Origin of the sequence: Streptomyces lomondensis, assembly GCF_014651035.1 — a bacterium.
Classification (GTDB): Bacteria; Actinomycetota; Actinomycetes; order Streptomycetales; family Streptomycetaceae; genus Streptomyces; species Streptomyces lomondensis.
On record NZ_BMWC01000004.1, the window covers coordinates 408,852 to 429,046 of the forward strand.

Consider the following 20,195-nt stretch of genomic DNA (forward strand, 5'->3'; position numbering starts at 1 on the left):
ATGCCCGCGATGGCATTACGTGGTCCGCAGGTGTGGCTGTGGCGCTGGCGGCGCAATCCGCTCAAGCGCCGCGCCGACAGGGTGGAGGCCTGGGTCGTCCTGGGCGTGTGGCTGCTCACCGCGTTCGTCGGGGTGCTGGCGGGCACGGCGGTGGGCCGGTCCGTCGAGGACGGGCTGGACCGGGAGCGCGCCGAGTGGCGTCCCCTCGTGGCACGGCTCACCGAACGGGCTCCGGGGACGGCCGCCGGGAACCACAGCGTCTCCCGCGCCGAGCAGGTGTGGGCGGAGGCGATGTGGACCGCCGCGGACGGTTCCCCGCACTCCGGCCAGGTACGGGTCCCGGCGGGCAGCGCCGCCGGCAGCCCGGTCACGGTGTGGACGGATCCCGAGGGCCGCCAGGTGACCCGGCCCGTCACCGAGACCCAGGCCCGTGTACGGGCCTGTCTGACCGGCGGCGTGGCGGGCCTCGGGGCCGCCGCCGTGCCCCTCGCGGCCGGCCGCGCGGTCCGCGGCCGCCTGGAGCGCCGCCGCATCGACCAGTGGGACGCCGAGTGGTCCCGCTTCGGGCCGATGTGGGGGCGGACGACGGGATGACGCCCTCCCGGCGTCACACCGCGGGGAGCCCATACGGGCGCCACGCCACGGGGAGCCCCTGCTGGTGTCAGGCCACGGGGACCCCTGCCGGCGTCACGCCAGGGGCCGTCTACTGGCGAACGCCACCGGTGACGCCTGCCGGCGCCCTTCCCCGGCCGGTGTCACCGGGCGGCGTTTGTCGGTGCTCTTTCTCGGCCGGTGTCACCGGGTGGCGTTTGTCGGTGCCCTCTCCTCGGCCGGTGCCACCGGGAGGCGTCTAACCGGCACCCCTCCCCGGCCAGTGCCACCGACTGACGCCTACCGGCACCCTCCCCGGCCAGTGCCTCCCGGCACACCCGCACCAACCCCAGGTCCGCGTGGATGCCGGAGCCGCCGGAGTCGGCCAGGTGCCGTCGTGGGGAGGCGAGTTCCGCTCGCAGCAGGTCGTGCAGGGGCGCTCCCGCCGGCCCCAGGGCGGCCACGCACTCGGCGATCGTCGTCCGTGTGCGCGGGTGTTCCGTCCACGCGGAGCGCAGGACGGGAAGGACCTGTTCCGGCTCCCCGGCCGTCCGCCACACCGCACACGCGGCCGTGGCCCGCTCCCGCGCGTCGCCGGAGCCGGTCATCCGGCGCAGTCCGGGCAGGCCGGGACGGGCCGCCGGGCCCAGCCGTCCGAGCACGTCCGCAGCCGCCGCGCGGCGGTGCGGGCCGCTCCCGGGGTCGGTCAACGCCCCGAGCAGGGCGGGCAGTACGGCGTCCACGTCCCCCGTGACCGACCACAGGGCGTCCGCCGCCGCGACGGCGCAGTCCGTCTCCAGCAGCCTCCGCAGATCCGGTATCGCCTCGCCCGCGGCGCTGCCGAAGGCGCCCAGGGCCCGCACCGCCGCCTCCGTGACGGCGTCACGCCCCGGCAGCTCCTCCGGCATGCCGCGCAGCAGGCGCAGCACCGCCGGTAAGGACTCGACGTCGCCCAGTGCCGTGAGCGCCGACAGCAGGGGAACGGCCCGCTGCTGGGTGTCGGGGCCGTCCAGCGGCACCCGCGCGAGGCGCCGGCGCAAGGCCGGAGCGAGCGGCGCGGCGGCCCGGCCCAGGTGGGGTATCACCCGCCCCAGATCGTGCGGTACGACCGGGCCCGCCAGTACCTCGCCCAGCACCGGCACGGCCCGCGTGTCCCCGGTCCTGGCCAGTGCCTTGAGCGGGCCGCCCAGGGTCGGCCCACCCCGCTCCCGGTGCCGTATGCGCAGCTCGGGGCGGTACGTCACCAGCGCGTGGAGGGAATCCGCAGCGGGCGCGGCCAGCTCGTGGAGTTCCACCAGGACGGCGACCGCCGCGTCGTGCAACCGGTCCTCCTCGGCGCCCAGTTGGGTACCAATGAGGGTGACCGGCTCCGCCTGGTCCGTACGCCACTCGCGGAACAGCCCGGCCGCCATCCACACGGCGTTGCACCGGTCGAGGGCATCCGGGCTGGTCAACTGCCCGCACAGCAGGGCGACCCGGTCGGCCACCCGGCTGCCGAGCGCGGAGTGCAGCGTCCGCAGCAGCTGGGAGCCCTCCTCGTCCGAGGGGCGCAGGCGCCGCAGCCGCCCGGCGAGCGTGTCCCCGCCGGGACAGTCCGGTGCGGGTGCCGACCGGGTGCGCTGCCCGGATCTCTCCCTGAGCAGCCGGACGACGGCCGGTACGAGATCCGCGGGAAGCCGCTCCGGGGCGCATGCCGCGAGCTGGCCGAGCGCGGCGAGCCGCAGCCCGGGGCCGTACGGGGGCCCGCTCAGCTCGGCCAGCAGGCGCACCGCCTCGGCGGCGTGGGGATCGCCGGCCGGGCGGTACCGCTGTGTGAACGCGCCGAGGCCCTCGGCCAGGGCGATCAGGACCCGGTCGTCCCGCTCCACGCCGATCCGCTCCCGCACCAGGGCGAGCACCCGCTCCGGCCGGTCGAGGAACCGGACGACCGCCCCGGCGGCGGCCCGGCGCACCCCGGCGTCCGCGTCCCCGGCCAGCCGGACGAAGACCTCGGCGCCCGCGCGCACGGCCTCACGGGCTCGCGCGGCGAGCGCACCGGAGGCCCCGTCGATGTCGCCGATGCTGACGAGGAGCTCCACGACCCCCGCCCGGTCCCGCACCTCCTCGCGGACGGCGAGCGCGAGGAGAAACGGAACACAGGCGAGCGTCGAGTCGTACACGTCTCCCTGGTGGTGCACGGCGCCGTACATCCCGTCGAGCGCGGTCTCCCGCTCGGCCGGGTCGGCGGAGGCCAGTCCCCGCAGTAATCCGGGCACGTCCTCCGCGCTGCCGTACGCATGGCGCAGTGAGGCCCAGTCGACCTCGTCGATCCCCCTGAACACGTTGTCCTCCCCAGCGAAGTGGCGACTGACGGGGAGTCTGCACCACGGCACTGACAACGAAGCGGAATCGGGAGATGACTGTGCGCGAACTGAGTGCTGGTTGGCTGACTGTGGTTCAGTCCCCGCCGGGCAGCGCACGCTCCAGGATCGTGTCGAGCCCCGTCCCCTCGGGCAGTGTCCCGAACGCGTTCCCCCAGTCGCCCCCGAGCCGCGTCGCGCAGAACGCGTCGGCGACGGCCGGTGGGGCGTGCCGGACGAGGAGGGAGGCCTGGAGCGTCAGCGCCATCCGCTCCACGAGCCGGCGGGCGGTCGCCTCGGTCGCCTCGGACAGCTGGTGCTTCAGCCCGGTCACGGCCGCGTCCAGCCGGGCGTCCGCGCCCCGCGCCAGGGCGAGTTCCCCGAACAGCGCCTCGGCGGTGCCCGGTTCGCGGCTCAGCGCCCGCAGCACGTCGAGGGCGTTGACGTTCCCCGAGCCCTCCCAGATCGACAGCAGAGGAGCCTCGCGGTAGTGCCGGGGCATGCCCGAGTCCTCGACGTAGCCGTTGCCGCCCAGGCACTCCAGGGCCTCCGCGGTGAAGGCCGGGCCCCGCTTGGTCACCCAGTACTTGCCGACGGCCGTGGCGATCCGGCGGAACGCGGCCTCGCCCGCGTCCCCGCGGACCGCCCGGTCGGCCGCCCCGGCCAGCCGCAGGGCGAGCGTCGTGGAGGCCTCGGACTCCAGCGCCAGATCGGCCAGAACGTTGCGCATCAGCGGCTGGTCCACCAGCCGGGCGCCGAACGCGCTGCGGTGGCGCGCGTGGTGCCCCGCCTCGACGAGGGACTTGCGCATCAGCGCGGCCGACATCATCACGCAGTCCAGCCGCGTGCAGTTGACCATCTCGATGATGGTCCTGACGCCCTGCCCCTCCGGGCCGACCAGCCAGGCGACGGTCCCGTCGAACTCGGGCTCGGCGGAGGCGTTGGACCGGTTGCCCAACTTGTCCTTCAGACGCTGGATGCGGAAGGTGTTGCGGGTGCCGTCGGGCAGTACGCGGGGCACCAGGAAGCACGACAGCCCGCCCGGGGCCTGCGCCAGCACCAGGAACACGTCGCACATCGGCGCCGAGGTGAACCACTTGTGCCCGCGCAGGGTGTACACGCCGGGCTCGGCCGTGGGCGTGGCCGCCGTGGTGTTCGTCCGGACGTCGGAGCCGCCCTGCTTCTCGGTCATCCCCATGCCCGCCAGCAGGCCCGGCTTCTGCGTGGGCACCCGGAGGTCCGGGTCGTACTCCCGGCTGGTCAGCAGCGGCTCGTAGACCTTCGCCAGCTCCGGCTGCCTGCGCAGCGCGGGGACGGCCGCGTAGGTCATCGACGTCGGGCAGCCGTGCCCCGCCTCCGTGTGGCCCCACACCAGTCCGCCCGCGGTCCGGGCGACATGGGCGCCGGGCCTGTCGTCGGCCCAGGGCGCCCCGGCCAGTCCTTCGGCGATCGCCGTGCGCATCAGGTGGTGCCAGCTCGGGTGGAACGCGACCTCGTCGACACGGTGGCCGTACCGGTCGTGGGTGCGCAGCTCCGGCTCGTGCCGGTTGGCCAGGTCGGCCCACTCCTGCGCCTGGGCGCTGCCGGCCAGCCTGCCGAGCCGCCGCAGGTCCTCCTCTGCCCAGCCGGCCCCCTCCCGCCGCAGCCCCTGGAGCAGCGCCGTGTCGTCGGAGGCGTCGTACGGAGCGAGGGGCGGGGCCTGGTTGGTGACGTCGTGCGTGGCGGGTCCGCCGGGAGCCCGCTGTCCGTCGCGTGTCGAGACCATATTCCGAGTGTTGCACTCTTCCTACGGCCGCAGCAATCGTGCAACACCGAATTCCGCCGCGTACAGTACGTGACCATGCCGATGAACGACCCGGCCAGGTCCGGCGCGCTAGACCTGCGCCCGCTGTCCGCGCGGTCGGTCGTGCTGAGCCTGCTGCTCGGCACGCATCCCGCCGAACTGCCGGTCAGGGAGCTGGTGCGGCTCGTGGAGGGCTTCGGTGTCGGCGGCTCCACGCTGCGGGCGGCGCTCAGCCGGATGGTGGCCGCCGGCGATCTGCGCCGCACGGACGCCGGCTACCGCCTCAGCGACCGGCTGCTGGAACGCCAGCGCCGCCAGGACGACGCCGTGCACCCGCGCACGCGCGCGTGGGACGGCGACTGGGAGATGGTGGTGATCACCGCGACGGGCCGCGGCCCCGCCGAACGCGCCGACCTGCGGACCCGGCTCACCGCTCTGCGGCTCGCCGAACTCCGCGAGGGCGTCTGGCTCCGGCCCGCCAACCTGAGCCGGACCCTGCCCGACGACCTCGACCGGGTGGCCGAGCGCTGCACGGCCCGCCCCGCCCGGCCGGCACGCGAGCTGGCGGCGAGCCTGTGGCCGCTGGAGACCTGGTCCGCCACCGCGCGGGCGCTGCTCGCCCACGTCACCCGCGCGGACCGCCCCGCCGACCGCCTGACCGCGTTCGCGGCCGTCGTACGCCATCTGCTGTCCGACCCGGTACTGCCGGCCGAACTGCTGCCCGCCGACTGGCCGGGCGCCGAGCTGCGCGCCGCGTACACCCGCTATCAGCGGGAGATGGCCGACGGGCCGCGAACGCGCCGGGCGTGACGCAGCGGCCGTACGAAGCACCGGGGTGCTCCGTACGGCCGCGTTCACCGTGGGAGGACTACCTGTAGGTGATGTCCGAGGTGCTGTACTTGCAGTTCGTGCTGTCGGGGCCGGTGCCCACCGCCGTGTTGTTGTTGTACTTCTGGCAGGGGACGACCTTGCGGGAGGCGTCGTTGCGGATGGTGATGCCGCGCAGCGTCGCCACGTCGTTGCGGTTGACGTTGATGCCGACGATCCGCGCGAGGGAGCCCGTGCCGGTCACGTCGATGGTGTTGAGGTTGACCTTGCGCGTGTGCTGCTGGGAGCAGTCGCCGCAGGAGCGGTAGAACGTCTTGAACTCCTGCACCGCGAAGTTGGAGATGTTCACCGTGCCGCCGCCGTTGTGCTGGAACACCTTGTCCGCCGCCTTCTTGGCGCCGCCGCCGATCACGTGGTACGTGGCGCCGGAGCCGCCGCGGAAGGTGGCGGCGTCCTCGCCGACGTCCTCCCACCAGACGTTCTGGAGCGTGCAGCTGCCCTCGCAGTGGATGCCGTCGGCCGCGGGGGCGCCGAGGATGACGTTCTTCAGCACCGCGCCGTTTGCGAGCTTAAAGATCGGGTCCTGGCCCTCCTCCTGGCCGTCACCGGCCAGGCTTCCGGTGCCGTAGAACCGCTTCATCCCGTAGTCCTTGGTGCCGGACACGGAGATGGTGGAGGAGGTCCCCTGGCTGCCGTTGGGGGTCGGCCAGGTGGCGGCGCTCGCCGTGGGGGCATTGGTAGTCATGATCATGCCAACCGACAGGCCGAGGGTGGCCAGCGCGCCGGTCAGCGCGCGCCTGCGGGCGCGCGGACGTGTCGCAGAAGTCATGTCCCGATTCCTTCTGTCGTGGGGGTGGTTGGGGCTCACAGCTTCCCGGCGCCCGCCTGCGACGTCACCGAGGCGACGACGGAGGAGGCGGGCTCGGCCGAGTAGCCGTAGGGCGGGCTCGTGAAGCTGCCGACCCGCGAGATCTCGGTAGCGGCTCCACCGAGATCATTGCCGCGCAGGTTGGCGTATCCGTCGACGTCGCTGCTGCGGTTCGTGGTGACCGCGACCTTCGTCGAGCGGAAGACGTTGTTCTCGACCAGCATCTGGGCGCCCATGCGCGAGTGGCAGGCGGTGTCGGCGCCCTCGACGTAGTTGTTGTAGAAGTGCCCGGTGCCGAAGCGCAGGCTGGGGATGCGCGAGTAGACGTTGCTGAAGTGGTTGTGGTGGTACGTCACCTTCAGGCGGCCCGTGTCCTCGCTCGCGTTGTTGTCGCTGTGGCCGACGAGCGAGCCCTTGAAGTGGTTCTTGAAGGTGTTCCAGGACACCGTCACGTTGTCCGCGCCGTGGTTGATGTCCAGCAGGCCGTCGTAGTAGTCCTTGTCGTGGTCGCGGTCGGCCGAGAAGGAGTTGTGGTCGATCCAGACCTTCGTGGACCCCTCGACGGTGATGCCGTCGGCGGGTGCGACCGGCTTGCTGATGTTCAGGTTGCGGATGACGACGTTCGTGACCTTCTTCAGCCGCAGCCCGCCGCCCGTGAATCCGGAGGCCGAACCGACGCCCAGCACCGTGGTGTTGGACCCGACGTCGACCTGGCCGCTCAGCGAGATCAGGCCGTTGACCCGCACGACCTTGGCCGCGTTGCCGGTCACGGCGGACTTGAAGGCGCTCAGTGACGAGACGGTGACCGCCGAGGCGCTGCCGCCGCCGGTCGTCCCGGCGCCGAACCCTACCGGTGAGGACTCGGCGGCCCCGGCCGGCTGGGGAACGGCCAGGACCGCCATGGTTACCAGGGCGGATGCGGCGGCGACGGCCAGGGTGGATCTGTGTACGGCTGTGCGTGGGGGGCGAGTACGCATGTGGGGTGCGTCCCTTCGTGGTGCCGTGATGGTGCCTGGTGGTGCCTGGTGGTGCAGATACATGAACTTCGTCCGCCAGGTTGTTCACCGCGCGCGCTGCGGATGGCCGATCCGGAGGCGTTGCCATGCTCCAGGGGTGCACGTCCCCGGTGCTGGCAGCCTTCGTCGGGCGTCTTCGCGTGGCGGCGCGATGACGCTGATGGGTCACACTGCTGAACGGAACGTAGGGGGCAAGCGCTTTCTAGTCAACGCCTCGCGCAGAACACATTCGGCCAGCCCTGGTCATCGGGAGACGATGGTGTGGGAGCGCTTCCATGAAAGCCATGTCCATGTCACCATGCCGAGCGGACGCTTCCCTTCAGGAGAGGGCGGGTCGATGAGGACTCCGCGTATGCGTACGTTCGTCAGCGGGCTGGTGTTCATGCTGGTGGCCGTCGGCGCCCTGACCCTGTCACCGGGACCGGCCGCCGCGGGCTCGCCGCAGCCCGGCCGCGAGGGCTCCCTGCCCGGGTCGTTCACCTGGTCGTCGAGCGGCCCGCTGATCGGCCCCCGGCCGGACGCCGCCCATCCGGTCCTCTCGGTCAAGGATCCGACGGTGTTCCGGTACCGGGGCCGCTGGCACGTCTACTTCACCACCGCCGACGCCGCGGGACGCTGGAGCCTCGGGTACACCAGCTTCGCCCAGTGGTCGGACGCCGCCACGGCGCCGCAGACGTTCCTCGACGCCAACCCGAACATCGGCACCCGGTACGCCGCCGCACCCCAGGTGTTCTACTTCGCGCCGCAGAAGACCTGGTACATGGTCTACCAGACGGGGCCGCCGTCCTACTCCACCACCAAAGACCCCTCCGACCCGCTCAGTTGGAGCGCGCCGCGGAACTTCTTCGCCGGCGAGCCCCCGATCGTCACCGAGAACAAGGGCGAGGGCGCCTGGCTGGACTTCTGGACGATCTGCGACGCGGCGGACTGCTACCTGTTCTTCTCCGACGGCAACGGCCACCAGTACCGCTCGCGCACCACGCGCGCCGAGTTCCCGAACGGCTTCCGCGACACCGCCATCGTGCTGTCCGAGCCCAACCGCTTCGACCTCTTCGAGGCGGGCAACGTCTACCGGCTCGGCGACGGCAGCGGCTACCTCATGCTCGTCGAGGCGCTCGCGACCGGATCCGACTGGCGGCGCTACTTCCGGGCCTGGCGGGCCGACACCCTCGGCGGCGCCTGGACACCGCTGGCCGACACCGAGGCCAACCCCTTCGCCCGCTCCACCAACGTCGCCTTCCAGGCCGGACAGCTCGCCTGGACCAGGGACTTCAGCCACGGCGAGATGATCCGCGCCGGCGTCGACCAGACCCTCACCATCGACCCCTGCCGCCTCCGGTTCCTCTACCAGGGCATGGACCCCGCCGCCAGCGGCGAGTACTACCGGCTGCCCTGGCGCCTGGCCCTGCTGACCCAGACGAACTCCACCTGCTGAACCGCCGCACGACGTCCTGCGAGCCGCGCCTCACCACGGAAGGGACCCGGACGTGCCTGCCACCCCCCACCTCACGGCGAGGAGACGGCCGCGGTCGACGCTCCTCGCGCTCGTCGCCGCGCTGCTGCCGCTGCTCGCGGCCACGGTGCTCACCGCGCCCGCCGCCTCCGCCCGCGAGCGGGCGGTACCCGCCACCCTCACCGAGGTCACGAACTTCGGTACGAACCCCAGCAATCTGCGGATGTACCTGTATGTGCCGGAGAGCGTCACCCCGAAACCGGCGGTCGTGGTCGCCGTGCACTGGTGCACCGGCTCGGGCCCGGACGTGTACAACGGCACCGAGTACGACACGCTGGCCGACCAGTACGGGTTCATCGTGCTCTACCCGTCCGTCACGCGCAGCAGCAAGTGCTTCGACGTCTCCTCGCCCCAGGCGCTGCGCCGCGGCGGCGGCAGCGACCCCGTCGGCATCAAGTCGATGATCGACTGGGTCACCCGCACCTACGACGCCGACACCGGCCGGGTGTTCGCGACGGGCATCTCCTCCGGCGCGATGATGACGAACGTCCTGCTCGGCGACTACCCCGACGTGTTCGCCGCGGGCGCCGCCTTCTCGGGCGTCCCGTTCGGCTGCTTCGCCACCACCGACGGTTCCGAGTGGAACAGCGCCTGCTCCGGCGGCACGGTCACCCGCACCCCCGCCGAGTGGGGCGACCTGGTCCGGGGCGCCTACCCCGGCTACACCGGCCCCCGCCCCCGGATGCAGATCTGGCACGGCACCGAGGACGACGTCCTGCGCTACCCCAACTTCGGGGAGCAGATCAAGCAGTGGACGAACGTGCAGGGCATGAGCCAGACCCCGGCCGCCACCGACACGCCCCAGTCCGGCTGGACCCGCACCCGCTACGGCGGCACGGGCGACCGGGCCCCCGTCGAGGCCATCAGCCTCCAGGGCGTCGGCCACAACCTGTACGCCCACGGCATGGCGTCCCGCGTGCTCACCTTCTTCGGCCTGGACCGCTCGGGCCCGGCGCCCCAGCCCCAGCCCGGCGCCTGCAAGGTGACGGCCGCGGTGAACGCCTGGAACACCGGCCTGACCGCCTCCGTGACCCTCACCAACACCGGCACGACGACCGTCAACGGCTGGAAACTCGGCTTCACCCTCCCCACCGGCCAGACCATCACGGGCGGCTGGGGAGCCACGTACGCGCCGTCCTCCGGGGCGGTCACCGCCACCAACGCGGCGTACAACGGCAGCATCGCGCCGGGTGCGAGCGTCAGCATCGGCTACCAGGCGAGCCACGGCGGCAACAGTGCCGCTCCGGCCGCGTTCACACTCAACGGCACGGCGTGCGCGGCCGGTTGACGGAGGTCCCCGGGTGCCGGATAGGACCGACGGCGGTACTGGTCCGGCACCCGCACCTCACCACCGCGTTCCCGCGCCGCGAGCCGGGCCCGGGTTCCCCGGGCTGTTGAGCGCGCTTCTCGACGCGGCGGCCCGGCAGGCCGGCCGGGTCAGGAACGGGCGGCGTTCAACAGGGACTCCCAGTCGGGGAGCTTGACCACTCCGCGGCCCAGTGACGCCCCCAGCTCCGCCTCCGCGCGCTCGATCGACTGCCAGCCCGTCCACTCGACCGGGTCGGTGCCCTCGGCGCGCAGGGCCGGGAGGGGGTCGTCGAGGACCGGCTTCAGGGCGAGCGCGGGGGCGTCCTCCAGGAGGGAGGCCGCCGTTTCCTTCGCGCAGGGGCGGTTCGTGCCGATGACGCCGGTCGGGCCCCGCTTGATCCAGCCCGCCACGTACTCGCCCGGGGTGACGACGCCCTCGCGCAGGACGCGGCCGGACAGGTTCGGGACGGTGCCGGTGGCCGTGTCGAAGGGCAGGCCCTCCAGGGGTACTCCGCGGTAGCCCACCGAGCGCAGCACCAGCTGGGCGGCGATGTCCTCGTACCGGCCCGTGCCCGTCACGCCGCCGCGTCCGTCCGGTGCCGTCCGCTCGAAGCGCACCGCGCCCACACGGCCCTGCTCGGCGAGCAGTTCGACGGGGCGCAGGAAGAACCGGAGCCGGATGCGGCGGGGGGCACCCTTCGGGGGCGCCTCGGCCCAGCCGCGCAGCACCTCCACGTTGCGGCGCTGCGCGGCGGGCAGCGCGGACGGGTCCGCGTACCCCGGATCCAGCGCCAGCTCCGCCGGGTCCACGGCCACGTCCGTCTCCGGCAGGGTGCCCAGCTCACGCAGCTCCTTGGTGGTGAAGCGGGCCTGGGACGGGCCGCGCCGGCCCACCATGTGGATCTCCGTCACCCGGCTGGCCGCCAGCGCGGTCAGGGCCGCCTGCGGCATGTCGGTCGGGGTGAGCTCGGCCAGGCCCCGCGCCAGCATCCGGGTGACGTCCACGGCGACGTTCCCCACGCCGATGACCACGGCCGACCGGGCGTCGCGCAGGTACCCGTCGTCCACCGCGTCCGGATGAGCGCTGTACCAGGACACGAACTGCGTCGCCGACCAGCTGCCCGGCAGGTCCTCCCCGGGGATGCCCAGATGCCGGTCCGTGGCGGCGCCCACGCAGTACACCACCGCGTGGTAGAGCTCCCGCAGCCGCGCTACCGGCACCCCGCCCGGGCCGACCTGGACGCCGCCGAGGAACCGGACCCGGTCGTGCTCCAGGACCGTGCGCAGGTTGTTCTGGAGCGACTTGATCTTCTCGTGGTCCGGTGCCACGCCGTAGCGGACCAGGCCGTACGGGCACGGCAGCCGGTCCAGGACGTCGACGCGCACCTCGGAGTCCTGCTGGACGAGGCTCTGGGCGGCGTAGCACCCGCTCGGCCCGGAGCCTACGACGGCGACTCGCAGCACGGCGGAACTCCTTACCCGGGGGATCCCGAGGGATCTCAGGAGAGCGCTGACGCCTCCAGCATCGCACCGGCCGGGCTCCGCTGACAGGGTGCTGTGCTCCACCCGGGACGCGTGTCCGACCTGTATGGAATGTGATCATGCGGTTTCGTTCCGTGTGTGCTGGACGCATCCTTCCTTAATCTTTCTGATCGCTCTCCGGTGGACGGTGCGGTGACCGTGCGGCCCGCGTGGGAGGTGCGGGAGAACGAGGACACCACGCGGTGGTTCGACGTCCGGCTGGCCTTCTCGGATGGCGCCCGCGTCGACGCGCTGGCCGTCGTGGCCGGGGCGGGCGTCTGCGTCGAGGATGTGCGGGCCCAGCCCGCGCTGTCCCTCGACGACCTGGCCGTGCTCGCCGACTGGCTCGAGGAATCCCTCGCCGAGGCGTGCGGGGCCGCCGCCGGGCCGGTCCCGGAGGGCTGCCAGGGCCAGGGGCGCCGCGCCCGGCCGGCCTGGCCGCGCGGTGCCGAGGGGCGGAGGCTGGTGGCGCAGGAGTACCGCGCGGCCCAGCGGGAGGGTGCCGACCCGGTCCTCGCCGTGATGTGCGCGACCGGGCACAGTCGCCGCAAGTCGCTCAGACTGATCGGCCAGGCCCGGGACGCGGGCCTCCTGACACCGCGCCGCGCCCGGAGGTGAACGGGCCGCCCACGGCGGCCGCGCGGCCCGCGCGGGAGCTGGGTGCTGCGGCTGGTTCGCCGGCTCGTGTCCTGGTGCCGTGTCGGCGGTGTGGTCGGTCGGCGTGCGGACGCGCGGCGTGCGGGGAGCTGGATGTTCCGGCTGGACCTCCGGCGCGCGTCCCGGTGTGGTGCCGGCCGCCGTGGTCGGTCGGCCCGCGGACGCGCGGCGTGCGGGGAGCCGGCTGCTACGGCTGGACCTCCGGCGCGCGTCCCGGTGCGGTGCCGGTCGCGTGGTCGGTCGTCGGGTCGGTCGGGCTATCGGTTGCCCGGTCGGTCAGTGTGCCGGTCGCGTAGTCGGTCGCCGGGGCGGTCGGTGTGCCGGTCGGGTGCTCGGTCTCCTGGTCGGCTGATGTGCCAGTCGCCTGGTCGGTCGGTGTGCCAGTCGCCTGGTCGGTCGGTGTGCCGGTCGCGAAGAACCGCGACAGATCCGTGTCGCCGCGCCCGCCGGGCCCCTCGGTGTCCGGCGGGACGCCCAGCTCCCAGTCGAGCCGGTAGCGCTTGAACAGCTCGGCCCGCAGCACGGGGACCGGCATCGGCACCCCCGGCACCAGGGCCGCGTACACGGCGCCCATCAGCAGGGCGCGCAGCATCGGGTAGTCGCTGTCGACGTCCCGCGACCCGTGCCGGGCGACGGTGTCCCGCAGCAGTTCGGCCAGGCGGCGCTGCTCCGGGCAGGGCACGAAGCCCTCGGCCTGCAGCAGCCCGGCCATGTGCTGGCGCATCAGCACGGGCCGGTCCCTGGCCAGGCCCAGGATCGCGTCGATGGCCCGCGCCATCCGCTCCCGGCCGTCCTCGGTGCGCGGCTCCCGCTCCAGCGCCTCCTCCAGCGTGCGGTGCATCAGCCGGTGCACCGCGGACTGCACGAGCTGGCGTTTGCCCGGGAAGTAGTACGAGACCAGACCGCGCGCCGAGCCCGCCCGGTCGGCGATGTCGCCGAGCGTCGTCGCCTCGAACCCGCGCTCGCCGACCAGCTCGACCGCCGCCTGGAGAAGCCGCTCCTTGGAACGTCTCCGCAACTCTTCATTGACCGAGGCGCTGCGCGGGGACATGCTGTAACTCCTGCGTTGACTGGCTGCCAGCCAACTATACTCAGAGCGTCCGGCCCGGGCCCGCGCGGTCCGGACCGGCGATGCCGTCTGCCTCGGGCGACGCGGGGGATCGTCCGAGGCGGGCGTGCAGGCGGCTGCTTGCCGCACAGCGGCTGCCTCCCGCCGGCGGAACGGCAGCGACTCCGTCTCGCCGGGCGGCGCGGAGTACCGGCGTGGAGCCCGCTTCAGCTCACCAGGTCCAGGACCGGCCGCAGTCCGTCCGGCCGGTCGGTCACCGGCAGGTGGTCCACGAAGTGCACCCCGCACCCCAGGGCGGTGGCACCGCCGTCGGCCCTGCGGTCGTCGCCGACCATGAGCGTGCGCCGCGGATCGGCGCCGAGCGCCTCGCAGGCGGTGGCGAACAGCCGTGGGTCGGGCTTCTGGATGCCGTGCTCGTACGACAGGACGTACACGTCGACGTAGGGATCCAGGCCGTGCGCCCGGAAGACCGGCCGCGGATCCCAGCCGATGTTGCTGACCACCCCGACGGGCACGCCCCGCTCCCGCAGCGTGCGGAGCACCTCGGCCGCGTCCGGGTACGGGGCCCACGCGGCCGGCGTCATATGGCGGTCGTACAGCGCGTCGTGCAACGCCGGGTCGGGCAGCGGGACCTGGCGGGAGAGGCCGGTGTAGGCGGCCCGGTGCAGTGCGGCGCTCCGGTCCCGGATCGGCCAGGTGCCGGCCAGTTCGTCCGGAATCCGCTCGGGACTGCGGCCGCCCGGCAGCGCCCCGGCCGCCTCCAGCGCCCGGGCCGCGGCGGTCAACTCCGCCTCGGCGAGCCGGATTCCGGCCCCGGCGAGAGCGCCGCGCAGCCAGGAGTCGGTGGACTCGACACGGAAGAGGGTTCCGGAGAAGTCGAAGAGCACGGCGGTCATGGCGTGATCCTACGAGGCCGCGTCCGGCGCACGAGGGGGTGCACCGTCACGGCTGCCGGCGCCGGTGCACCCACACCGCCAGGGCCACCACCGTCGCGCCCAGCAGCCAGCCGCCCACCACGTCCGACGGCCAGTGGACGCCCAGCCAGACTCGGGTCAGCCCGACGCCGACCACGGAGACGACCGCCACGGCCACGGCCGCACGCCACACGGCGGGCCCGACGCCGTGCCGGTGCAGGAGCCACAGCAGCAGGCCGCACACGACCGTGGCCGTCATGGCGTGGCCCGACGGGAACGCCGAGTAGTGCGCCGAGTCGACGGGATCGGGCCACACCGGGCGGGGCCGGTCCACCGCCGCCTTGAGGCCCTGCTGGAGCAGCGTGCCCAGCGCCACGGACAGCGCCAGCCACACCGCCGTCCAGCGCGCCGCGAACCGCATCACCAGCCACACCACGACGACCGCGCACAGCAGACGCATCGTCCAGGGATCCCAGATCCAGTCCGTCAGGATGCGGCACGCCTGGGTGAGGCCCGGTTCGTCGACCGCCCAGCGGTGGCTGGTGGCGGCGATGTCCCCGTCCGCGTCGATCAACGGGCTCCATCTGGCCGCGACGAGGGTCAGCAGCAGGGCCGAGCACAGGGCCAGGACGCCGGCGCAGCGGGCGGCGGTGCGGTGCTCCGGACGGGGCGGGGAGTCGACGGACACGGTGTGCATGATGCGATCCTCGCCGAACCGGGGGGTCCGGATCCAGTTCGGCGACGATCTTCGGCCCGGAATCACAGGCCGGCGGCGTCACCCGCCCTCGCTATCCCAACGCCCGCAGCCCCGGCACGAACGCCACCAGCACCGGCACCACGGGCACCAGCGCGGCCGCCGCCGTCAGCCGCAGCCGCCGGGCCGGGGCCAGCCGGTCCGGGGGAGTGAGCAACCGGTGCACCCGCGCCGGGACATGGGCCTGCGGCGTCGGGCAGGGGCCGAACACGCCGCGGTGCTCGTTCAGTTCCACCAGGGCCAGGGCCGTGGTCAGGCGGCCGAAGCGGCGGGACGCCGTGTCGTCGGCGGCGAGTTCGACCAGGCGGTGCATCTCGTCGCGGAACGCGGCGAACACCGGCACCTGCGGAAAACCGCCCGCCAGCGCGGAGGAGCAGTTCAGCAGCCAGTCGTGGCGGGCCCGCGCGTGCCCCTGCTCGTGCGCCAGCACGGCGTCCAGCTGCCGGCCCTTCAGCCGGCGCAACGCGGCCGTGGTGACGACCAGTTGCGGCGGTGTGCCCGGCTGCCACCAGGCGTCCGGCTGTTCGCTCTCCAGGACGACGAGCCGGCCGGACACCGCCACCTCGCCCGGCAGCAGCGGGGCCCGGACCAGCAGATCGGCCCGCCGACGGCGGCGCCGGGCGCGCGCCCGGCCGACCTCGCGGACCAGCATCGCCGCGCTCCACAGCCCGCCGCAGGCCAGCGCGACGGCGGTGGTCGCCGCCCACGGCCCCGCCGTACCAAGGGGATAGGCATCGACGACCGGGCCGGGTGCCGTCGCGAAGACGTGCCCGCCGACCGCGTGCCAGGCCGCCGCCGCGCTGAGCGTCATCGACAGCGCGCAGCACACGAGTACGGCCGCCACCACACACTGCCACGCCCACAGGGCCACCACCGGCTCACGGTCCGGCCAGTCCGCCCGCGCGAGCAGCCGGGGGCCGACCACGGCGGTCAGGGCGCCGAGCAGCAGCAGCGCCGCGGGGAGCATCATGCAGGGCAGCCTATGAGCGCGGCGCCGCTCACGGGTACGGCTTGTGCCGCCGAAGTGACGCAGGCAACGGATCCGTACGCCGCGAACCGGGGCTGCTCACAACGTCAGCAGCATCGCCACCATCGCGATCCCCATGGACAGCCGGCACGCCCGCGCCAGCTCCGGCCGGTCCCCCCACCCGGCGGAACCGCCGCCACCGCTCCCCGCCACGGCGGCCACGGGGACCAGGCGGACGCCGGCCAGCAGCACGTACCCGGCGAAGTAGAGCAGCAGCGCTCCGGTCAGGAGCGGGACCCCCGATCCGCCCCCGCCGTGCGCGTGCGCCGGGGCGCCGGCCATGACGACGGACATGTAGACCATGGCGGCTGCCCCCACCAGGTGGTGGAGATGGTGCGCCCCCGCCCGCGCCGCCCACAGCGCGTGCAGCGCCGCCGCCCCGAACACGGCCGCGTAGGCGGGCCAGGCCCATGACGGCGGGGTGAACACCGCCGCCGGCACCGCCATCGCGGCCATCCCGAAACCCATCAGCGCCTCGCCGCCCGCGGCGCGCCGCTGTTCCGCGGCGCCGCCGCCGCGCATCCGCATCAGGCAGTAGGTGCCGGTCATGGCGCAGAGCGCCACCAGCAGCCAGCCGGACGAAGCCGGTCCGTGCACGCGCACCTCCCCGCTCGACAGTCGGTCATTCGATGCCCGGGCCATGCGGCGCGCACGCGAGCGCGCGGATGTACACGGGGAGCATTCGCCGGAGCACGGCAGGTGGGGGGATATGTTTTACAGGTAAAACACCTGTTAATCTTGCGGGAATGAGCAGCACGCGCCCCACCTCCACCTCCCCGCCCGTCCGGCGTCTCCCGCTGGCGGGCGTGCTGCGGGCCGGGCGGCCCTCGGACATCTGGTTCAAGCCCGCGCTGAGCGTCGTCGCGGCGATGGCCCCGCCCAATCTCACCCTCCTGGCCCTCGGCCGGCTCGACCTGGCGATGTACACGACGGCCGGGTCCCTGTGCGCGCTGTACGCCCACAACCGCCCCTATGCCGCCCGGGCCGGGGCGCTGGTGTGGGTGGTGCTCAGCATGCTCGGCGGGCTCGCCGTCGCCCTGGTCGCGGCCTCGCTCACCGGCAGCGCCGTCGTGCTCGTCACGGTCGGTGCCCTGCTGGCCGCCGCGCAGAAGGTGCTGTGCGACGCCACGCGGATCGGCCCGCCGGGCAACGTCGTCCTCAGCTTCGTCAGCTCCGCCGCCCTGTTCGCGCCGCAGACCCTCGACCAGGTCCCCGGCCATCTGGCCCTGGCGACCGCGACCGGGGCCTGGGCGTGGCTGGTGTGCATGGCGCCCGCGCTGGTCCGCCCGCACGGCCCGGAGCGCCGTGCCACCGCCACCGCGCTCAAGGCCGCCGCCGCGTATGCCGACACGCGCGGCACGGGCGGCACGGGCGGCACCGGACAGGGCCACGCCCCCGCACGCGCCGCCGGCTACGCCGCGGTGCACGCCGCCTGGCAGTCGCTGCTGGCCACCCGCGCCCCCTCCCGGACCCGGCACGCCCTCGAACGGCTCGTCGTCCGGGCCGAGGTCGCCCTCGCCGCACCGGCGGAGGCGGACGCCGGGCAACTGCGGGCGTGGGCACGCGCGCTGCGCGGTACCGGGCCCGTCCCGCAGGCCGGCCTGCCGCGGTCGGCGGCCGGCGAACTGCTCGGGGTGGCCGCGGCCCGCTCCCTCTGGGCGCGGCTGGGGCCGCTGACCCCGCTCGCGGTGCGTACCGCGCTCGGCTGCGCGCTCGCCGGCTACGCCTCCCTCGCCCTCGGCATCGGCCGTCCCTACTGGGCCCTGGTCACCGCCGCCTCGCTCTACCAGGCCAACACCGCCCTGACCTGGAGCCGGGCCGTCCAGCGCGTCGTGGGCAACGTCGTCGGGGTGCTCGTCTTCGCGGCCGTCGTACCGCTCGCGCACCTGGGGCAGGCGGCCCTCGTGCTGTGCTGCGTCGCGTTCAGCTTCGGTGCGGAGGCGCTGATCAGCCGCAACTACTGGCTCGGCAGCCTCTGCGTGACCCCCATGGCCCTGCTCATCACCGAGTTCGCCGGGTACCAGGCACCCGGTGAGCTGATGCGGGAGCGGGTCGTGGACACCGTCGTGGGCGCCCTGGTCGGCTTCGCCGCCGCCGTGGCGGTCACCGACCGGGGTACGGGCGACCGCGTGGAACGCGCGCTGGCGGCCGCCGACCGGGCCTGCGAACACGCCGCACGCCTCCTGGCCGAGCCGGACCCGGACCCCGCCGCACTGGAGTCCGCCCGCCGCGGCCTCGCCGTCGCCCTGGCCGGCCTGCGGGCCACCGCCGACGCCGCGGCCGGCGAATGGTGGCAGCGGGCCCTGCCCCGGGAGCGGGTCGTGCTCACCGAGCAATCGGGACACCGTACGCTCGCCGCGACGGCACGACGCCAGGGGCTGCTCCCCGACCAGGGCGCGGCCACAGAGACGGAGGACGCACGGCCATGACGCCGACGGAAGGACCAGCGCCCACGGGGGCCGGAGGAGAGCGGGTGCCGGGCGGGGGGACAGCGGACCGGTCGGGCCACCCGGGGGGAGCCGGCGGGGAGGCCGCGGTCGACCGGGACCTCGTCGGCGGGGCGCCCACGGGTGGAGGGAACCTGGCCGGTGGGCCGCCGCTCGGGGACGGAGGGGACCCGGCCGGTGTACGGCGGGGTGACACCGTCGCCGCTGTCGTCCGGCAGTGGCGGGCCGTGCACCCCGGGCTCGACACCGGGCCGATGGAGATCATCGGCCGGATCAACCGCTGCGCCGCCCTCCTTCAGCAGGCCGAGGACGCCCCGCTGCGCCGGGCGGGTCTGAGCCGCCCGGAGTTCGATCTGCTCGGCGCGCTGCGCCGCACCGGGCACGAACTGACCCCCGGGGAGCTGGCGCGGGAGACGTTCTCCTCGGGCGCCGCCGTCACCAAGCGCCTCAAGCAGCTGACCGAGCGCGGCCTGGTCGAACGCCGCGGCGACACCCGCGACCGCCGTGTCGTCCACCTCCGCCTCACCGACGCCGGACGGGACCTGGTCGACGGCATTCTGCCCGCCCAGCTCGCCTACGAGACCGCCGTCCTGTCCGGCCTCGACGGCCCCGAGCAGGGCGAACTCGCGGCTCTGCTCGGGGAGTTGCTCGGCCAGCTGGAGGGCCGCCTGGGCGCGCTGCGGACCTGAGCCCGAACCGTCCGCGCCCCGGCGTCACGCCTGCGGACAGCCTGCGTCACACACCGCCGCCCCAGGACTCGTAGTCGGCCGGGTACACCCCGAACATCGCCCCCTGCGGGTCCCGCAGCACCGCGATGCGCGGCCCGTCGGGCACGGAGGTCGGCACCATCAGGACGGTGCCGTGCCGCTGGACGACGGCGGTCGTGGCGTCCACGTCCGCCACGGCGAAGTACGGCAGCCAGTGCGGCGGCACCTCGGGCGGGAACTTGTCGTCCATCGTCACCATGCCGCCGAAGTCCGCGCCGCCCACGCCCCACTGGGTGTAGCGCTCCGAGGCGGCGACGGTCCAGTCGAACACCCGCGTGTAGAAGGCCACGGCCTGTTCCGGATCCCGGGTGAACAACTCCACCCAGCCCAGCGCGCCCGGCGCGTTGAACAGCCCGGCGCCCGGGAAGGTCCCCGCCTGCCACACCTGGAACACGGCACCGCCCGGATCGGCGGCCACCGCGAAGCGGCCCAGGTCGAACACGTCCATCGGGCCGAACAGCAGCGTCCCGCCCGCCTGTGTCACCGCGCGGGCGGCGGTGTCCGCGTCGGCCACCGCGAACGACACGTTCCACGCGACCGGCTGCGACGGCTGGTACAGCGGAGTGAGCGCGGCGACGGCCGCGTCCCCGAGGTGCGCGATCGTGTAGCCGCCCGCCTCCTGCCGCGGGTCCCTCTCGGGCCGCCAGCCGAACAGCCGCGTGTAGAACCGCTGGGCCGCGTCCAGGTCGCTGGTCCCCAGCTCGGTCCAGCAGGGCCCGCCGGTCACCGGTGCGTCGAGCTTCATGGCGTTCCTTCCGCGAGCGGCGAGGCTGTCCCCCTGAAGCACGCTAAG

17 protein-coding genes and 1 pseudogene are annotated in these 20,195 nt (G+C 74.1%); 7 read left to right on the top strand and 11 right to left on the bottom strand.

What is annotated here, in order from left to right; translation table 11 throughout:
* Positions 1-9: 9 nt before the first annotated feature.
* On the top strand, positions 10-594 hold the full coding sequence (locus IE255_RS16980; protein ID WP_190051100.1) for an Rv1733c family protein: 585 nt from the start codon (positions 10-12) through the stop codon (positions 592-594).
* Positions 595-755: 161 nt separating this feature from the next.
* Here IE255_RS16980 and IE255_RS16985 read toward each other — a convergent pair whose 3' ends face one another.
* Together IE255_RS16985 and IE255_RS16990 are read right to left on the bottom strand one after the other, a co-directional pair.
* Positions 756-2,912, bottom strand: coding sequence for a HEAT repeat domain-containing protein (locus tag IE255_RS16985; protein ID WP_229906448.1), 2,157 nt, complete (start codon positions 2,910-2,912; stop codon positions 756-758).
* A gap of 115 nt (positions 2,913-3,027) precedes the next feature.
* On the bottom strand, positions 3,028-4,695 hold the full coding sequence (locus tag IE255_RS16990) for a DNA alkylation response protein (RefSeq protein ID WP_190051101.1): 1,668 nt from the start codon (positions 4,693-4,695) through the stop codon (positions 3,028-3,030).
* A 75-nt stretch (positions 4,696-4,770) separates the two neighbouring features.
* On the opposite strand from IE255_RS16990, the gene IE255_RS16995 reads away from it, so the two are divergent.
* The gene (locus IE255_RS16995; protein WP_190051102.1) at positions 4,771-5,523 is read left to right on the top strand and encodes a PaaX family transcriptional regulator C-terminal domain-containing protein; all 753 of its coding nucleotides are present in this window, start codon (positions 4,771-4,773) and stop codon (positions 5,521-5,523) included.
* A 58-nt stretch (positions 5,524-5,581) separates the two neighbouring features.
* Here the strand turns inward: IE255_RS16995 and IE255_RS17000 are convergent, their stop codons facing one another.
* Both IE255_RS17000 and IE255_RS17005 read right to left on the bottom strand, forming a co-directional pair.
* Positions 5,582-6,370, bottom strand: a complete 789-nt coding sequence (locus IE255_RS17000) for a pectate lyase (RefSeq protein WP_190051103.1) — start codon at positions 6,368-6,370, stop codon at positions 5,582-5,584.
* Between the two features lie 35 nt (positions 6,371-6,405).
* Entirely contained in the window at positions 6,406-7,386 is a 981-nt protein-coding gene (locus tag IE255_RS17005; protein ID WP_190051104.1) for a pectate lyase family protein, read from the bottom strand.
* Between the two features lie 391 nt (positions 7,387-7,777).
* Between IE255_RS17005 and IE255_RS17010 the strand changes: the two genes are divergently transcribed.
* Both IE255_RS17010 and IE255_RS17015 read left to right on the top strand, forming a co-directional pair.
* Positions 7,778-8,860, top strand: a complete 1,083-nt coding sequence (locus IE255_RS17010; RefSeq protein WP_229906449.1) for a glycoside hydrolase family 62 protein — start codon at positions 7,778-7,780, stop codon at positions 8,858-8,860.
* A gap of 52 nt (positions 8,861-8,912) precedes the next feature.
* A complete protein-coding gene (locus IE255_RS17015) occupies positions 8,913-10,226 on the top strand; it encodes an extracellular catalytic domain type 1 short-chain-length polyhydroxyalkanoate depolymerase (RefSeq protein WP_190051106.1) in 1,314 nt (437 codons plus the stop codon).
* Positions 10,227-10,375: 149 nt separating this feature from the next.
* Here IE255_RS17015 and IE255_RS17020 read toward each other — a convergent pair whose 3' ends face one another.
* A complete protein-coding gene (locus IE255_RS17020; protein ID WP_190051107.1) occupies positions 10,376-11,710 on the bottom strand; it encodes an FAD-dependent oxidoreductase in 1,335 nt (444 codons plus the stop codon).
* Positions 11,711-11,920: 210 nt separating this feature from the next.
* On the opposite strand from IE255_RS17020, the gene IE255_RS17025 reads away from it, so the two are divergent.
* Positions 11,921-12,385, top strand: coding sequence for a DUF6214 family protein (locus IE255_RS17025; RefSeq protein ID WP_190051108.1), 465 nt, complete (start codon positions 11,921-11,923; stop codon positions 12,383-12,385).
* 436 nt (positions 12,386-12,821) lie between these two features.
* Here the strand turns inward: IE255_RS17025 and IE255_RS17030 are convergent.
* From IE255_RS17030 to IE255_RS17050, 5 genes and pseudogenes are all read right to left on the bottom strand, one after another.
* Positions 12,822-13,475: pseudogene (locus IE255_RS17030) on the bottom strand (TetR/AcrR family transcriptional regulator); the annotation flags it as partial.
* 224 nt (positions 13,476-13,699) lie between these two features.
* Complete coding sequence (locus IE255_RS17035) at positions 13,700-14,389, bottom strand: HAD family hydrolase (RefSeq protein WP_190051109.1); 690 nt, start codon at positions 14,387-14,389, stop codon at positions 13,700-13,702.
* 46 nt (positions 14,390-14,435) lie between these two features.
* Positions 14,436-15,104 (bottom strand): phosphatase PAP2 family protein, encoded by a 669-nt coding sequence (locus tag IE255_RS17040; RefSeq protein WP_190051110.1) that lies wholly within the window; start codon positions 15,102-15,104, stop codon positions 14,436-14,438.
* A 91-nt stretch (positions 15,105-15,195) separates the two neighbouring features.
* Complete coding sequence (locus tag IE255_RS17045) at positions 15,196-16,131, bottom strand: M56 family metallopeptidase (RefSeq protein WP_190051111.1); 936 nt, start codon at positions 16,129-16,131, stop codon at positions 15,196-15,198.
* A 96-nt stretch (positions 16,132-16,227) separates the two neighbouring features.
* Positions 16,228-16,785, bottom strand: coding sequence for a DUF5134 domain-containing protein (locus IE255_RS17050; protein ID WP_190051112.1), 558 nt, complete (start codon positions 16,783-16,785; stop codon positions 16,228-16,230).
* A gap of 149 nt (positions 16,786-16,934) precedes the next feature.
* Between IE255_RS17050 and IE255_RS17055 the strand changes: the two genes are divergently transcribed.
* Entirely contained in the window at positions 16,935-18,617 is a 1,683-nt protein-coding gene (locus tag IE255_RS17055) for an FUSC family protein (RefSeq protein ID WP_190051113.1), read from the top strand.
* A 152-nt stretch (positions 18,618-18,769) separates the two neighbouring features.
* Positions 18,770-19,324: a MarR family winged helix-turn-helix transcriptional regulator gene (locus IE255_RS17060; RefSeq protein ID WP_190051373.1), complete on the top strand. Its 555-nt coding sequence runs from the start codon at positions 18,770-18,772 to the stop codon at positions 19,322-19,324.
* Positions 19,325-19,370: 46 nt separating this feature from the next.
* On the opposite strand, the gene IE255_RS17065 is transcribed toward IE255_RS17060, so the two are convergent.
* Positions 19,371-20,147, bottom strand: coding sequence for a VOC family protein (locus IE255_RS17065; RefSeq protein ID WP_190051114.1), 777 nt, complete (start codon positions 20,145-20,147; stop codon positions 19,371-19,373).
* Between the last annotated feature and the right edge of the window lie 48 nt (positions 20,148-20,195).

Coding starts and splice junctions, on each gene's coding strand:
- IE255_RS17045 (WP_190051111.1), bottom strand. CDS start 16,131: ATGATGCTCCCCGCGGCGCTGCTGCTGCTCGGCGCCCTGACCGCCGTG.
- IE255_RS16990 (WP_190051101.1), bottom strand. CDS start 4,695: ATGGTCTCGACACGCGACGGACAGCGGGCTCCCGGCGGACCCGCCACG.
- IE255_RS17000 (WP_190051103.1), bottom strand. CDS start 6,370: ATGACTTCTGCGACACGTCCGCGCGCCCGCAGGCGCGCGCTGACCGGC.
- IE255_RS17010 (WP_229906449.1), top strand. CDS start 7,778: ATGCGTACGTTCGTCAGCGGGCTGGTGTTCATGCTGGTGGCCGTCGGC.
- IE255_RS17005 (WP_190051104.1), bottom strand. CDS start 7,386: ATGCGTACTCGCCCCCCACGCACAGCCGTACACAGATCCACCCTGGCC.
- IE255_RS17035 (WP_190051109.1), bottom strand. CDS start 14,389: ATGACCGCCGTGCTCTTCGACTTCTCCGGAACCCTCTTCCGTGTCGAG.
- IE255_RS17040 (WP_190051110.1), bottom strand. CDS start 15,104: ATGCACACCGTGTCCGTCGACTCCCCGCCCCGTCCGGAGCACCGCACC.
- IE255_RS16980 (WP_190051100.1), top strand. CDS start 10: ATGGCATTACGTGGTCCGCAGGTGTGGCTGTGGCGCTGGCGGCGCAAT.
- IE255_RS17065 (WP_190051114.1), bottom strand. CDS start 20,147: ATGAAGCTCGACGCACCGGTGACCGGCGGGCCCTGCTGGACCGAGCTG.
- IE255_RS17055 (WP_190051113.1), top strand. CDS start 16,935: ATGAGCAGCACGCGCCCCACCTCCACCTCCCCGCCCGTCCGGCGTCTC.
- IE255_RS16995 (WP_190051102.1), top strand. CDS start 4,771: ATGCCGATGAACGACCCGGCCAGGTCCGGCGCGCTAGACCTGCGCCCG.